We start from the raw sequence: 16,338 nt of genomic DNA on the forward strand, positions 1-16,338 counted from the left end.
ATTAACCGCCTAGCATCGCCAAATGTTTAGTGGCGCCACTTTGGTGTTCTTGTAAATAGTGTGTTGGCAGTTTTAAACCAAGAACTTGGTGAATGTAATGAATCAACTTTTCCGGGTCATCAAGATATGGACGTAGTTCGTAACCTTCTTCACCAAATAAACACAAGTGTAACTTACCGAGAGAAGACACGCGCAGACGATTGCAGCTGGAACAAAAATCTTTACTGTAGGGCGCGATAAAACCAATTCGCCCATCAAAATCCGGGTGGAAATATTCCTTTGCCGGGCCAGCACTTTTAGCACGAATCTGCCGCTGCCAGCCACGGGAAATCAAACTGGATTCCAACTCATTCGCTGCCACATGGTTGTCGTGAAAAAACTGTTTATTATCACCAGTTTCCATCAATTCAATCATGCGCAAAGTAATCGGACGATCTTTAATCCAGGAAAGAAAATCTTCAAATTCACGTAAATTGTATTGACGCATCAAAACGGTATTTACCTTGATTGTACCGATTGATGTTGCGCAGGCTTTGTCCAACGCCCGTAAAATGGATTCGAGTGCGTCGTGCCCAGTGATGCTATTAAACATACGCGGGTCAAAACTATCGATACTGACATTCAGCCGATCCAAGCCAGCCGCAACCCAATCATCGAGATATTTTTCCATACGATGACCATTGGTAGTCAAAGCAACAGTTTTTATTCCTGGCGTCGCTTTTACCGCCTCAATAATCTGAGGAAGGTCTTTACGAATACTCGGCTCACCACCGGTGATGCGTATTTTATCAATACCGGCTTGAGCAAAAGCGGAGGCGATTTTCCGGATTTCTGTTAATGATAGGAAACTGGGCCGCCCTTCCTGCTGATAACCATCAGGCAGACAGTAGTTGCAACGGTAATTGCAGGCCTCAGTAACGGATAGGCGCAAATAACGAAACTGCCTACCATAATTGTCTTGTAGCATGTTCAACACCTTTCCAAACACGGGAGGCCAGTTGATTTCTCTTCTAACCCGGTGGCTTTAACCACGGCCTGAGTACCATGCCAGAGGTTTAGGTACACAGACTTCGGTCTTGAATGTCCGAATTTCAATTTACGACTGCTTAAACCACAAATAAGCTATGGTTTTTAGTTCGAGGTATTGCCCGACTCCATAAGCATATTCTAGTGAAAACAATCACTTAACGTACCTATTGTACGCCGTTTACAGGAACAGATTCTATATGACTATAGGGCTAACCAAAGTAAAAGCCTCTATCCATTTGGTGTTATAGCCGCATCCCTCTTTGTGACCATATACCATAACAAGGCTGTGCTTGATCTGCATACCCGGCTATCATGGGGTCAAAGCCCCAACGACATCCCCGCTATGCAACGTCTAACTCAAAACGAATCACTTAGATACTGTCGAAATATCTTTGTTCCAGACATGGGTATGGAAGGACAAGAAAAGCTGCTTAATAGCAAGGTGCTGGTAATGGGGCTCGGCGGACTCGGCTGCGCGGCCTCCCCCTACCTAGTAGCTGCTGGAATTGGCGAAATGACGTTGGTGGATTTTGATAGGGTTGAGGTGAGTAACCTTCAACGGCAAATTCTTCATACAGACAACGACTTGAATCGAAATAAAGTGGATTCCGCAAAGGAGTCGCTACAGCCACTGAACCCCAGCTGCAAGATCCAGACAATTCATGCCCAACTAGACCAGCAAGCACTGTCAGATTTGGTTCAACAGCATACCCTGGTGCTAGACTGCACGGATAACCTCGTCACCCGTAAGCAGATCAATCAATGCTGTTTCCAACATAAAACGCCCTTGGTGTCCGGCGCAGCCATTAGAATGGAGGGTCAGGTTTCCACTTTCACCATGAAAGAAAATACCCCCTGCTATGAATGCTTTAGTCAGCAAATGGGAGAGCAGCAACTTTCCTGTGTGGAGTCCGGGGTTCTTGGACCAATAGTGGGAATGGTGGGGAGTACTCAAGCTATGGAAGCCATCAAATTGATCTCGGGTTTTGGCACACCGCTGCAAGGAAAACTCTTACTTATCGACGGAAAAACCATGGACTTTCGAAGTTTTTCATTTGCCAAAAATCCACAATGCAAAACCTGCGGTGCGTCCTGATTTATTTTTAAACAGACACACCGGCATATTCAGGGGTATTGTATTGGCTATTGACTGGCCGCTTACACTTTTCGAGCTATAACAAAAACGGCTGCATTTTTTTTAGGCTGCCATTCAAATTCAATGGTGAAGCCAGCATTTTGAATCGATTGCAACAGTTGATCGCGAGAAAAAAACCGAACAAGCGGTAAAAGACCAAAAAAATGGCCTAGGGTAAGAATATATTTTAAAAACTTCATATGCCCCAGACACGCAGTACTGGAAACAAACACTCCTCCCGCTTTGAGCAGGCGATGAACTTTTGCGATTGCGACCTCCTTGTTTTCCAATAAGTGCAGTAAACTTAATGTCAGCACCGCATCCATACTCTCGTCATTAACAGACAAATCGTCTATATCTGCCTGTTCAAACGTGACATTGTTATGCACAGAAGCTTTTAATTTTTCGTTGGCAATTGCCAACATGTTCTCAGAAATGTCCACAGCACGAATATGTTTTACGTAAGGTGCGTGGTATAACGACGTTGTTCCTGTGCCACATCCGATCTCCAGCACTTCAGATTCAGGAGTAAAAAACTCTTGTGTTTTTTCCAACTTTTTATGGTACGCAGATTCATCTTCGACTGGTCTTGAGGCATATTTTTTTGCAATTTTGTCCCAGAACTTTGCGCTTTTATTCATCTAATAACCTCAAAAAAATCCCATAGATTGTTCATCACGGTCTCCATTCTACCAACTCTTAAGCCAAAAAACGCATGGATTGTTGGCATAAAAAAAATTGAGGAAACTCCTGACTTTCTCGTCCTAGAAAAACATATATTTTTTTTCACAACGGAGAATAATAATCTGATGAAAACTCCTTTACGGTCCAGCTTGGCCGCATTCATTGCTCTTTATTCAGCCACTCTTGCGGCACAACCCTCAACCGAACTTGGCATACCCAAACCGGTTTATGGTGACGACGAAATATTACCTCGTATTGTTGGCGGCATCCCTTCTCGATTTTCAGAGAGAAGCTATCAGGTATCCCTGCAATCCGGCACCAGCCATTTTTGTGGCGGTGCTTTAATCGGCAAAGACTGGGTATTAACCGCCGCTCACTGTGTAGACAATGGTGCGCCACCGCCCAGCGTACTAACAGGTACACACCTTAAAAACAGCGGTGGTCAACGTTTTGAAAGTGCTCAGGTTATTATTCACCCTGACTACCGACGAGCGCCGGAAGGCTATGACGTTGCCTTGTTAAAACTCACTGGCACACCCGATTTAAGCCTTGAGAGATTGCAATTGGCCGACAACGCCGTAATGGGAGCGGTCGCTAATCCGGGAAATACAGTCACAATATCCGGCTGGGGGCGCTTTGCAGTTGGGGGCGATAAGCCGGATAACCTTTACGAGGTGGATGTGCCCCTTGTTTCCAACGAAACCTGTAGTCTCTCGTATCCTGGGAAAATCAACGATTCCATGATTTGTGCCGGCCTGGAAGAAGGCGGCAAAGACTCCTGTGTGGGCGATAGCGGCGGCCCAATGGTGGCAGATTATCAGGGCCAAACATACAGCATTGGGATTGTCAGCTGGGGCGCAGGCTGCGCAGAACCCAACTATTACGGCGTTTATGCTCGTACTCAACATATCGCAGATTGGGTTAGGCAATATGTTCCCGTAACAGGAGGCTCTTCCTCTTCAAGTAGCAGTTCTTCCGGCGGCTCCGGGTGTACTGGCGATGCCTACGTAGTCGGTGGCAGCTATCTGAATGGAGGCGTCGTTCATCACCATGATATTCACTACCGCTGCCTGGTGAAGGGCTGGTGCGCATCTACCGCTACCTGGGCTTATGAACCCGGCGCAGGCACATACTGGACTAACGCCTGGGAGCTCGTTGGCGCGTGTGGTGCCGGCAGTTCGAGTTCAAGCTCATCCTCGAGCAGCAGCTCCTCAAGCTCCAGTAGTTCATCTTCAAGCTCGAGTAGCTCTTCCAGCTCAAGCAGTTCGTCATCCAGTTCAAGCAGCTCATCATCTGGCGGAACGGCCTGTGTTGGTCTAGCTCAATGGGACACATCCACCATTTACACCAACGGCGATAGCGTGCAGAAAAATGGCGTTAAGTACACGGCTAACTGGTGGTCACAGAATGATGACCCGGAGACTAACTCCGGCATGTGGCAGGTATGGAGCAATAACGGAAGCTGCTTATAGCGTCCCCGTTTCCAAATACTTGCTTCTCCTTCCAAACAGCAAGGGCACATGGATGTGCCGCTCTCTGTGCATAACGTGGCATCAGGACTCAGCCTGCCTTCCAAAACCAACGACTTGGCACAAATCTCTCCATAGCGACACCTTTTATAAAAGTATAAAAATACCTACAGACAAAAGGTGAATCACAAAAAAAAATGGTTTATCGTTAGTGCTTTGCACTATTCAATTAGTTACAGAGAATATAAAAACAGATACAGAAGATTACTAAAAGAAATAAAGCGTCCGAACCATCGATTCTGCTACACACTTTTATGGAAGAAAACCGATAAGTAACGATGCCTAGTAAGCGACTAAACTGAAATAAGACGAAACATCACTACTATAGAGTGAACCTGAAATTGCGAAAGCGATCTGTAAGCTGAGCCATTGCGAGAGAGCGAATTTATGAGTACTACACCTGAAAGTCTGAGCGCTTTAATCTCACACTACTTCGATGCTGATCACAACAGGCTTGAACATTTACTTAACCAATTTATTGTTTTGCTCGAAAAAGACAAATCTCGCGCAATTATGTATTTCGGCGTATTTGAAAAAGGTTTACATAAGCACGTCACATGGGAGGAAGAAGTATTATTCCCCTGGTTTGAAAAACTATCGGGCAACGGTAGTAACGGCCCAACCCATGTTATGTATTACGAGCATGGTTTAATTAAGGAAAGCATTTCAGAAATCAAAAGGAAACTGGATGACGATAATATGAATATCAAATCGAATATCCAAAACCTCCTAAGCATTGTGCAGCAACATCATCAGAAAGAAGAAAAGATTTTTTACCCCATGCTGGATAAACTGTGTGACGAAGAAGCAACCAGCGAAATATTTCTTCAGCTATCCGATCTGGATAATGAAGGCTCTACTGAAGAAGCGTAGAAAAAACGATAAAGAACGAGTAAAAACTATTTACGGTTTTTTATTTTCTCGTACCCTAATGAATTCATTGCATGCAACACGGTCTCCAGTGTTTTATGAATACGGTAGACATCTTCGACCGCAGGCCCAGTACTTACTGCAGTGATATGCGCGTGAGCATCCATTAGCTTGATTTCAAAGCTGACTTTAAAGATACCACCTCGACCATAGTGTTTATAGCCATCTAGATAATGTGCATGATGAACACAGCACTCGTATTCCGGTGTTAATAGGTCTTTTAATTTCTCCAAAACACCTTCGCAATCAATCTCCGCCGATTGCTTTTTAAGATACAGTTCAACCGGCAGATAAAACGGGCTAACGACAATCACAGCTATGCTTAAAAGAAATATACCAAGGATAACCACATCCTTATATTCCGGGTATTTTTCTAAGGTATATACCAACAGAATCAGGCCAGGAATATAAAACAGTAGCGGTTTATATATAAATTTTTTTGCAAGTTCCACGGAATTTGGTTTACCCGCTTATATAGCATAAATACTTGTCGTCTATATTCATACTAACGCTACTGAAATATGAATGCCAGAATAGCTATTCATTTGAAGACAAACGGCATAGAAAACACTCGCGACGGCGCATTAAGAGAGATAGCCAGGCCATTTAACCTAAGACATCACACCCGTTAGTCCGAAATACGCAGCTAGAAACCGGTTAAAACAATTTTTCCCCGACTGGAATCCGATTCCAATAAAGCATGAGCCCGGATTAAATTCTCTGCGCAAATTAAACCATACTGGTTGGTAAGTGTGGTTTTTATTGTGCCGGCATCGACCATCTTGGCCACCGAGGTCAATAGTTTATGCTGTTCGATCATATCCTCGGTTTCAAAAAGGGAACGGGTAAACATTAGCTCCCAATGGACAGAAACACTTTTACGTTTAAACGGCATAATATCTAAAACATCCGGGTCGTCGATCAGCGCCAGTTTTCCTTGCGGCGCAATAAGATCCACAATTTGTGACAAATAGTCACCGGTGTGTGTCAGACTCACCACATATTCAATATCGCTTTTATTTATCGATTCCAACTGAGGTAGAAGTGGCTGAGAATGATCAATCACGTAATCCGCACCAAGTGATGTTACCCAAGCCCGGCTTTCTTCCCTTGATGCCGTGGCAATAACATCTAAACTGGTCAATGATTTTGCCAACTGAATCATAATTGAGCCTACCCCTCCGGCGGCACCAATAATCAACAGTTTCCCTTTAGATTCCTTCGCCAAAAGCAAACGATCAAACAAAATCTCCCAAGCCGTAATACTGGTTAACGGTAATGCTGCTGCTTGTGCAAAATCCAGGCTCTCCGGTTTCAATGCCACAATGCGCTCATCCACCAAATGGTATTCAGAATTTGAACCCGGACGATTAATAGCTCCGGCGTACCACACTTTATCACCCGGTTTAAAAAGCGTAACGTCACCACCGACACTCTCCACTGTGCCTGCTGCGTCCCAACCTAATACCTGATAACTCCCATGCTCCGGTTGAACCCGTTTACGTATTTTGGTATCCACAGGGTTAACCGAAATCGATTCGACTTTCACTAACAAATCCCGACCTGCAGCCTCGGGTTTAGGCAGTTCAATATCGAGCAAAACGTTTTTATCTGTAACAGGTAACGATTTTTGATAGCCGACAGCTTTCATTTCAAACTCCGAAATAGTGTGTAGTCGAAATTATATAAATAATTGGTCTTATCTTTCAGTCAACGCAAGCTTTACCCCAAGCCCGGCGAAACTGAGCGAGAAAAAACGCTGAATGATTTTAGATAAACGCTCAGAACTGAGTACATAGTTTCGCAATAAACCTGCCAGCAGCCCATATAAAACAAACACGAGTAATGTCATTAACATAAATATCCCCCCCAACAACACCATACTGTTCATAGCTGCGGTATCGGTATGGGGTATAAACTGCGGTAAAAACGCCAGGAAAAATAATGTTAATTTTGGATTAAGTATGTTTAATAAAAAACCTTTGGTTACAATATTGAGACCACGAACATCGGGCTGTTCTGACAGTTTTAAAGCCCCGGCCTCCCGCCACAGACTCCAGGCCATATAGAGTAAATACACCACACCCATATATTTTATTATCTGAAAAGCCAAGGCACTCATATGCAGAATTAGCGCCAGACCGAATACACTGGCGGTAAGGGAAGGCAGGATTCCAAGAGTGCAACCCCAGGCGGCATAAACACTCGCCCTTTGCCCTTGAAGTAACCCAGTTGAGATAGTGTACAAAACCCCCGTACCAGGGATGAGCACCACAACAAAAGATGTGATTAGAAAGTCAAGGCTGATCATACGGTTCCCCCTCTAGATAAGGCTTGTGTTACCTGCGGAACTCCGTCACTTTGAGCATACGGATGACCTTCTCAAAGTGTGGGTATATGTCACCAAGAATACTATGAAGGGGGTAAAGGAAATAACTTTTTATTTGATGAAACGGAAATGCGTCAGATAAACGCCAGAAGGGATTATTTCTTAACCAGGTTAGCCGCGGTTCCGATATTAGCCGCTGTTTGAATTTCAAGCTCTTCCAGATTATGTAGATAATTTCGAATTTCACTTCGATGTTGAGCGTAATGAAAGTTCTGACAGTATTCCGCAAGGATGCGTTTGAATTCGCGTATCTTGTGAAAATGGCGGGTGTGATTCTGTCGGATTTTTGCTAACTCATCCGCGGGAAAAGTCACTTTTTGGATGTAGGCATTCCTGAGCGACTCCTCCATTTGCTGGGTAAACGCAACAAGGTAATCAATCTCATCGAAAATACTATGGATTTCGCTGATGTCGGGTTGATGAACGTTTTTTATTTTATGCACTGTCATCATTCCTTGACCGTTTGTTTAAGCGTCAATAGTAGATTAGAGCCAAAAATTAATCTAGCGATTTCCGCACTTTTACAAAGATATCTTTGATCTATTTAGACCCACTTTGGCGAATAAACCACCAAATCGCTATGAGTTTGAAGCTTAACATCACCGAACGCTATATGGATAAAAAACAACCGGCTAGATGGCTATTCGATCAAGCTTGGATTATGCAACGAAAAGTATTGAACAAAAAGATACTCAAGTATGGAATTTGTCGTGAATTAAAACAAAAAATATACATGCCAAAACCGATACCCGAAACTCACACTTCCACGGCGATAGGTTTCAAATATCCTGCCAGCAACAGCTAGGAAGCCTTGTTGCCTTCGTTATTCTCCCCTTTTTCATCATCGCCATTAAACGCAATAAATTCTAACGCCAGCCCATCCCGCTCAATGCGTACAATGCGCATTTTTACAATTGGCGCCTCATAATGCATGCCCTGAACCTGGCCTTGTACAATCTCCCCCACTTCAGGCATATCCTTCGGGTTAACAATCACAAATAATCCGGTATCAGAGATATTTTTTGTTTCAACGATACGCTCGCCGATTTCGGAATGAGTAATTTTTACATTGACGGATATGGCCTGACGGACACAACATCTCCGGTTTTCCATAGCGTATCTCTCTTATTTAAATTTGTAGAGTATCAACACAATAACATGAATTATCGAAACTCTGATCGATATTGCTCACACTCTTCACTTAGGTCTTCAATTTCTTTAAGTAACACTGGCAAGATTGATTTCAGTTTAGGAAAATTATTGTCAACTGCCAAGCTTTCCATTTCTGTACAAACCACTTGCGCGCGTTGACCTCCAAGGTTGGCAACCACCCCTTTTACGGTATGCGCAATATAGATAATTCGTTCAAAATCTTTTTCATTTATTGCCTTTTGCAAATCACTTAATCGTTCAGGAATGTCTTGTAAAAATAAATCAATTAAACGAGTTACTCGATCCTGTTTTCTGTTAACGCGTTTTAGTAGCGCTTCTCTGTCCCAGATTAAAGATCCGCTGTCTTTTTGCTCATGCTCTGTCTCGATTTGGCTCTCTGTTTTTTTCTCACCTACACTATTCTGAGGCAGCCACAACACCAGTTTTTTTGCTAACTGTTCAGGGTCAATGGGTTTAGATAAATAATCGTTCATGCCCGTGTTTAAACATCTTTCTTTATCACCCGCCATGGCATTGGCAGTCATGGCAACAATAGGAATATGGCGATAACGGCTACCTGCGCTTCCATCCCGAATACGTCGCGTGGCTTCATAACCGTCCACGTCTGGCATTTGACAATCCATAAGAATAAGCGCGTATTGAGCATCATCCGGTGATTGCTGCAAACTGCTAATCACTTCACCACCATCTGCGGCAACGTCAATCCAGGTTATGCCTTCGTCCCGTAATAAATCACATGCGACTTCCTGATTCACTTGATTATCTTCAGCGAGCAGAACACGTAAATTATTCCCCCAGGGTGATTCAGGTTCATTCAAATTATCTTTTTCCGCACGCTTAAGGTCTTTTAAATAATGATGCGTGACCAAAGGCTTTCGCTGCCCTGATGGTTGGTTCTTTTCTTCAATCACCGCGGTAAACGCTTCATATAAGTCCCGTGTCGTTGCGGGCTTTGGGAAGTACGCAGAGAACCCAAGGCTTGCATAAAAGTCGACATCATCATGTTGAGCCATAGAGGTCATCATGATCATTTTCATACCGGAACATTCTCTTGAACGAGTAAAGCGGCGTCCAAGTTCAGCGCCGTCCATGCCGGGCATTTGGAAATCCATTAATGCGACATTAAACGGTGGTTTTATTCCCCTAAGATGTCTTTCCTGGCATAACTCTAAGGCCGCCTGCCCAGAGTTTGCCTGACAAACTTTTGCCCCCCAATGATGGAGCTGTTCAGTTAACACGTTTCTGTTGGTTGCATTATCATCCACCAACAAAATGCTATAACCGGACAAATCCACACTGTTTACTTCCTCAAGCGGAGTCTGGTTCTTTTTCAATTTAATAGAGAAAGTAAAACAACTGCCTTTATCGACTTCACTTTCAACGTGGATTTCTCCTCCCATTAAATAACATAGTTTTCTGACAATTGCCAAACCTAAACCCGTACCACCATATTTTCGTGTTGTTGAAGCATCAACCTGACTAAAAGATTCAAATAAATTATTAAGTTTATTAACAGGGATACCAATACCCGTGTCAGAAATTGCACATTGGAATCCCCAGGTTTCGTCATCAATTGATTCCAAAGAGCTGCGAATTACAATTTCTCCGTTTTGAGTAAACTTAATCGCATTGCCAACGATATTGGTTAATATCTGTCGAATGCGGCCAGGGTCACCACGGACATAACTCTGCTTTAATTGCGTCACATCGAGAACCAGTTCAATCCCTTTCTCTTGAACCTGATAGCCGACGGACTCAACAAACTCATTAAGCAGAGAGCATAAATTAAAATCCAGTTCCTCTAATTCCAGCTTACCGGAATCCACTTTGGAAAAATCAAGAATATCATTAATCAAAGCCAACAATGATTGCGCACTACTCTGCGCCAGGGAAACCCGGTGAAGCTGGCTTTCCGTCAAACCACTTTTTAACAGTAACCCCAACATGCCAAGCACACCATTCATTGGTGTTCTGATTTCATGGCTCATGCTAGCCAGAAATTCACTTTTTGCTTTATTTGCCTGCTCAGCATCAACCTTGGCCTGCTCCAGCATCTTTTGTATATTTATCTGTTCGGTGATATCGGTTAATGAGCCGGCCATTCGAATGGGTTTGTCATTAGCATCAAATAACGCTTTACCTTTAGCACGAAAATATCGATATCCACCTTCTTTCAATCGTAAGCGAAATTCAACATCGTATTCAGACTTAAACTTTAGATGCGCATGCATGGCGCCCGACACTAATGCTCTATCTTCAGGGTGAACACTGTCTTCAAAGGCCTTTTTGGTATTTGGAAAACCTTCCAGGTCTGAACCTTTGTACCCCATCTGTTCCCTAAATCGGGGCGAGTAATAAACACTTTCGGAAACGATATCCCAATCCCACAAGCCGTCGTTTGACCCGCGCACGGCCAGCTCAAAGCGCTCTTCACTCTCTCTCAATGCTTTTTCTTGCATTAATTTGTCTGTGATATCCCTGGCCAGACCAAGAATAAATGGCTCCCCATTTGACTCTTCAAAACGAATTTTTTTGGTATCAAGCGTGCGTTCCTCGCCGTTGGGAAACAGGATAGTTTCCTGTATCTCGGCATATCCCTCTTTAAATGCTTTTAGATCTTGCTCGCGAACCATTTCTCTGGTTCTGGAGTCAAACCGATCCAATGTAGAGGAGCCAATGATTTGATTCTTATCGACTTCGCCAAAGAGCTTCAAGAAACGCTCATTAGCTTTAACCAGGCGCGATTCTTTGTCCTTAACAAACAAATAATCCGGCATACGCTGAAGGATCAGCTCCAAAAATCGTTCGCGTTCCCGAATATCACTTTCGGATTTCTTGAGAAACTTAAATGGGTTTAGAATAAATTTACGAGAAAACCCGGCGATAACGATAAAAGTTAAACATAGAGCAGCGACAATAGACAAGCCCATATCCCGCATCACTTTCACTTTCTGTTCGTGCAACGCGCTGTCTCGGATGCTGTAGATCATGTGAATATTTTTGTTGGCTATACTGCTTTCCGAAATAGTTTTGTATACATATTGGTTATCCAGTGTAGAGTAATTAAAATATCTGCCAGTGAGTACAACACCATGGTTTGAGTCAGACAAAATAGATGAAAAAAATTCATATAGATTTGGCGTCAGCATTACCACCAAAACACCTTCCGCAGAAGAGTGATATTTAACAGGCACAGCAATCTGAAAGAAAAAACGCTGGTGATCGACAATACTACTTATAACAAAATCTTTGTCTCCAGAGAGCAACTCCTGAAACCAGGGAAACGAATTAAATACCTGGCGATTTAATTCCTCGTGATTGGAGTAAACCGTTTGCCCAGCCACATCCAATAAGACTAAAGGTTCTCGCTTACCTAAAATCCGATATTCATTTAAAAAGTCAATGAGGTTTGCCTTTGATCTCCCCGACCCCATAACGGCATTCGCCAACAATGGCTGGTTAGCCAAATCCTGGAGCAATTTAATCCGGGTATCCAAAAAACTCTGCAGATTGTTTACCGCCAACTGGGCCTGTGCACGACTGGAAGTTTCCATGTAACCAAAAATAATACGATCAGCTCGACCTCCAACAACAAACATACTAATAAGAATAGAAACCAATAAACTGGCAATAATTGTCAGATAAAATAATTTATCTGACGACAGTCTTTTCCAATTATGCTTAGCCGAATGGTCATTCATATGATTGACTTATTCCATCCCCCGCTTCCTGGTTTGCACAATAATATGTCCCGCCTTATTGTAATGAGCCATGCAAAAGTCATTTAAACCAAGCGCCTCGTGTGCATCGTCCCGATCTTCAGCCCACGCGTGAAATGGTTTGTTATACGTTTTAATCAAACCCTGTACCGACTCGGGCATGTTTTCCAAAGCATTCCGCAAACGTCCCCGATCCTGAACAATATCACCAGTCAACGTTGAGCTCCGCAATGCAGTAAGAACCACTTTCCCCAAATCATATGAATGAATGAACCCCGGTGGCGCGGGTATATCGGACATATTTTCAAGCTCGTCGGGAAATAAACGTTTTGCCCGCAGAAATACCGCTTTGGAGAAATCGTTCACTGGTGAGGATAAAAAAGAAAAACAGGTTTGAATAAAGCTCAGTTTCAGCGACTGCGCTTTATTGTTGATGATCTTGCCAAACGAACCACCAGTGATACCCCAATGGCTGATTATAGGCAGCTGCTGATTGTTCGGCAGGGAAAGCATGGCCAGAGAAAAAACTTCACCTTCAAGCGCATTGCCCACATAGAGTATGCAATCAGCGCCATCGTTCTGAATTGTTCTCAACAGCATTTTGGCTTCTTGCTCTTTGGTGTGCCAATTAAACCACGTTGTTTTGATATCGTTTTTTTGACGAGTACTGAAAGCTTTTAGCAAAGTATTGTGGTTGGATTTCCCCCAGGGCGTATCTTCATGAAGTAAATGGGGAGTGTGACACTGAGCTTCATCCAACGCATACTGAGCTAACCTATACCCGGCTTTAGTATCATCAATGGATAAACGAAAAACCCAATTAGCCCCTTCACTGTAACGGGTAATTGGCCCTCCTGCTGCCCAGGATATCAGCAGCAGTATGCCGTTCTGGTTGATAAAATCCCGATACTGAATATAAGGAGGAGAATGCAAACCACCGAAGAAAATAAGCGCGTCAGGGTCTGACAAATATTGTTGCATATGCTGGTAACTGCGAACCGAATTACCGCGATGATCTTTTCGCACCCATTCTATTTTGTACTCACCAAGCCGAGGCTGAATTTCATCGAGCGCGGTAGCAAAGCCCATTTCCATGGACCGGGCAGACTCGTAATGGTTGGTGTAGTCCGCATCGTGGTACACCTTGAGCAGGCGCTCCTCTGCATATGCAACAGAACACCATACCCCAAGCACCATGGAAACCAGCCTGATGCAAGACCTCATTCATCAACCCCTGTTTAGTAATAGAATAGACAACTCCACTCCAAACGCTGGTTACCACGCTCACCGTATGGGCACATACCTAAATACTAGCCGAGGATTAACTGAACGTCCGTTTTGCTACATGGAACAACGATCTCATATTGCAAAAACAATATTTTTCGAGACTGCATATAACTAAAAGCTTTTAAAGACAAACAAATTAGTTAAAAGTCATAGCTCAGTACGAATTTCAGGCTTCTTCCACTTTCCATCATGCCCTTATCCGCCCAGGCACTGGCCGCATCCGTCGGTGTATGAATATCCACATCAAACAGATTATCGACCTTCATGCTCAAATCCAGGCCGGGCACAAACAAGCCGCGGTATAGCATGTGCAAATCAAAGCGAACATAATCGTTGGTTTCAACGCCTAAGCGCCCAACGGGAATGTAATCAGGTGAATTAGGATTCTGGGTCGGCGAGTTGGTAGCCGGAGCGTTGTCAAACCGGGACAGCATGGAATCGACATAATTGGCAGTAACCGTCGACAGTAGATTTCTATTCCAGTGATACGTCACGCTCATGTTTGCCAACCATTTGGGCGAGAACGCCAAGCCTCTTCCGGTGGTTTGATCACTGGAATCCTGATAGGACACGGCCGCCTCACCAGACCAGTCCTTGCCATTAAGCACTTTTAATGACGCTTCAAAACCGTAGGTTCTTATCTTGCCTTCGTTTGAGCTGCGCGTAATAAAACGACCATTCACAAACTCCTCTTTTCTCAAAACCAACTTATCCAGATTGTTTTGAAAAAGATTAAGCTGCGTGTTTAAAACGATTTGTCTGAAGGGTATATGGTGTAATCGCTCGTAGATCAATTCATAAGTAGTGATTTCTTCTTCATCAAGAAAACTAACCCGTTCATCGCCATATTCATTTCTAACTCGCAGTACATCAAAATTACTCAGAATATCTGAGTCCATATAGGCTTGGCCGTAAAGCATTTTTATCAGCGATGAATCATCAATGGCATAAATGGCCGCCAGACGCGGAGTAACATTGGTATCATCATGATTAATGGTATCCTTCCATGTGGTTTGCAGACTGTTGCCATACTCATCGGTCAAACCAATATTGTTTTCATAGGTAATATCGTGATCTGCGTAGCTCTCAACCCGAAAGCCAGACACCAAACGTAATTTTTTACTCACTTGATAATTGAGTTGAGAAAACAAGGAAAGCGTACACGGACTACATGAATCATAGGCCAGTTGATAATTATCAAGATTGGCAAAATCCCCCTCCTGCTCATGTTGACTCACCGCCTGGTACAGAAAACCAAAGCTCATATCCAGGTCTTGATTTACGGTATAAAAACCGTTGAATTCAAACTCCCAAAACTCACTGTTACTTTGTGAATAAGGCTCCGGGTTTTGCTCATCCACAAACGGTAAGTGATAACGAATTTCTGACAACGAGTAGGTAAGATGGTTTTCTATATAAAAATCATTATTAAACGGGTGGCGATAACTGATTTTAATATTATTCATTTCCTGTTCCGTTAACGGAGAAGATAATGGATTAGGCACCACAAAACTAAACCCCCTCTCCACTTCCTTATGCGCCAATTCAATATTAAAACGCTGATATTGCGCGGAAAGATCCACATACTTAAGTTCCCGACCATATCGCCCTTTGGTTGAATCTGTTGCAATACCGGCCTCATAAACTGGCTGTAAATTCGATGTTATCTTACGATAAGGTTGATCCACACCATCGGTAGTAAAATATCCCGTATTCAACGCATAGCGGATATCCGATGTGTTATTTCGGATAAATGCACCCGCCTCATAGGTTTCTCTATTTCCCGCTCCTGCCACAACGCTGCTTTTATCATTCGTTTCACGATCGTTGGTAATAATGTTTATCGCACCAAAAAATGCACCGCTGCCATAGACGACAGACATCGGTCCACGAATCACTTCTATGCGATCAATTGCCTTTACTGGCGTAGCCCACACATACGGATAATCAGCATGAAATTTTTCTGTTTGGTTTACGCCGTTAATCATCACAATGACATTGCGTGACAACTGTGTCCAATAACCTCTAACCCCCAAAGTAACATAGTGGAAGGTTTTATTATCCAACACATACATACCCGGTATCTGCGCCAAAATCTGGCGAAGGTTTTGATAGCCTTTATGTTTAATTTCTTCTCGCGTAATTAACACCACGCTTGCGGGAACATCATTAATACGCTCCGCTTTTTTGCCCGCTGTGGAAATTTCAACACTGCCCAACTCAGACAAACTCATATCAAAGAGTTTACTGGAAGGCACTACAGCTTGAGATTGAAGTGGACTTGCACCACCCGAACTGGCCATAACAACTGGCGAACTGAATACAACACAAGATAACAGCCCAATTTTTTTAACGTAACGATTCATTGTGAAGGAGTAAGGGCCTGAATGATTTTACTACAGTATAGAAAAGAATATGGCTTATTCAATTCCCACCAGGAAAGAACAAAAGAGATATTAATCA

Annotated in this window: 13 protein-coding genes and 1 riboswitch; of the genes, 3 read left to right on the forward strand and 10 right to left on the reverse strand. The window is 43.4% G+C overall.

The window, feature by feature from the left end:
• Position 1 precedes the first annotated feature (1 nt).
• A complete protein-coding gene (moaA, locus tag P5V12_RS10130; RefSeq protein WP_316957236.1) occupies positions 2-967 on the reverse strand; it encodes a GTP 3',8-cyclase MoaA in 966 nt (321 codons plus the stop codon).
• Positions 958-1,088: riboswitch (molybdenum cofactor riboswitch) on the reverse strand. It overlaps the preceding gene by 10 nt.
• A gap of 284 nt (positions 1,089-1,372) precedes the next feature.
• Between moaA and P5V12_RS10135 the strand changes: the two genes are divergently transcribed.
• Positions 1,373-2,125, forward strand: a complete 753-nt coding sequence (locus tag P5V12_RS10135) for a molybdopterin-synthase adenylyltransferase MoeB (protein WP_316957237.1) — start codon at positions 1,373-1,375, stop codon at positions 2,123-2,125.
• 62 nt (positions 2,126-2,187) lie between these two features.
• Here the strand turns inward: P5V12_RS10135 and P5V12_RS10140 are convergent, their stop codons facing one another.
• The gene (locus tag P5V12_RS10140; RefSeq protein WP_316957238.1) at positions 2,188-2,805 is read right to left on the reverse strand and encodes a class I SAM-dependent methyltransferase; all 618 of its coding nucleotides are present in this window, start codon (positions 2,803-2,805) and stop codon (positions 2,188-2,190) included.
• A 168-nt stretch (positions 2,806-2,973) separates the two neighbouring features.
• On the opposite strand from P5V12_RS10140, the gene P5V12_RS10145 reads away from it, so the two are divergent.
• Together P5V12_RS10145 and P5V12_RS10150 are read left to right on the forward strand one after the other, a co-directional pair.
• Entirely contained in the window at positions 2,974-4,320 is a 1,347-nt protein-coding gene (locus tag P5V12_RS10145; RefSeq protein ID WP_316957239.1) for a trypsin-like serine protease, read from the forward strand.
• A 444-nt stretch (positions 4,321-4,764) separates the two neighbouring features.
• The gene (locus P5V12_RS10150) at positions 4,765-5,250 is read left to right on the forward strand and encodes a hemerythrin domain-containing protein (RefSeq protein WP_316957240.1); all 486 of its coding nucleotides are present in this window, start codon (positions 4,765-4,767) and stop codon (positions 5,248-5,250) included.
• A 26-nt stretch (positions 5,251-5,276) separates the two neighbouring features.
• On the opposite strand, the gene P5V12_RS10155 is transcribed toward P5V12_RS10150, so the two are convergent.
• The 8 genes from P5V12_RS10155 to P5V12_RS10190 form a co-directional block, all read right to left on the reverse strand.
• A complete protein-coding gene (locus tag P5V12_RS10155; protein WP_316957241.1) occupies positions 5,277-5,759 on the reverse strand; it encodes a hypothetical protein in 483 nt (160 codons plus the stop codon).
• 194 nt (positions 5,760-5,953) lie between these two features.
• Complete coding sequence (locus P5V12_RS10160; protein WP_316957242.1) at positions 5,954-6,958, reverse strand: zinc-binding alcohol dehydrogenase family protein; 1,005 nt, start codon at positions 6,956-6,958, stop codon at positions 5,954-5,956.
• Positions 6,959-7,006: 48 nt separating this feature from the next.
• Entirely contained in the window at positions 7,007-7,618 is a 612-nt protein-coding gene (locus P5V12_RS10165; protein ID WP_316957243.1) for a LysE family translocator, read from the reverse strand.
• Positions 7,619-7,791: 173 nt separating this feature from the next.
• Positions 7,792-8,139 (reverse strand): hypothetical protein, encoded by a 348-nt coding sequence (locus P5V12_RS10170; RefSeq protein WP_316957244.1) that lies wholly within the window; start codon positions 8,137-8,139, stop codon positions 7,792-7,794.
• Positions 8,140-8,497: 358 nt separating this feature from the next.
• Positions 8,498-8,809, reverse strand: a complete 312-nt coding sequence (locus P5V12_RS10175; RefSeq protein WP_316957245.1) for a PilZ domain-containing protein — start codon at positions 8,807-8,809, stop codon at positions 8,498-8,500.
• 50 nt (positions 8,810-8,859) lie between these two features.
• Positions 8,860-12,570: a response regulator gene (locus tag P5V12_RS10180; RefSeq protein ID WP_316957246.1), complete on the reverse strand. Its 3,711-nt coding sequence runs from the start codon at positions 12,568-12,570 to the stop codon at positions 8,860-8,862.
• 9 nt (positions 12,571-12,579) lie between these two features.
• Complete coding sequence (locus P5V12_RS10185) at positions 12,580-13,812, reverse strand: ABC transporter substrate-binding protein (RefSeq protein WP_316957247.1); 1,233 nt, start codon at positions 13,810-13,812, stop codon at positions 12,580-12,582.
• Between the two features lie 203 nt (positions 13,813-14,015).
• Positions 14,016-16,241, reverse strand: coding sequence for a TonB-dependent receptor plug domain-containing protein (locus tag P5V12_RS10190; RefSeq protein WP_316957248.1), 2,226 nt, complete (start codon positions 16,239-16,241; stop codon positions 14,016-14,018).
• Between the last annotated feature and the right edge of the window lie 97 nt (positions 16,242-16,338).

The organism is Teredinibacter sp. KSP-S5-2 (genome assembly GCF_032773895.1).
GTDB lineage: Bacteria > Pseudomonadota > Gammaproteobacteria > Pseudomonadales > Cellvibrionaceae.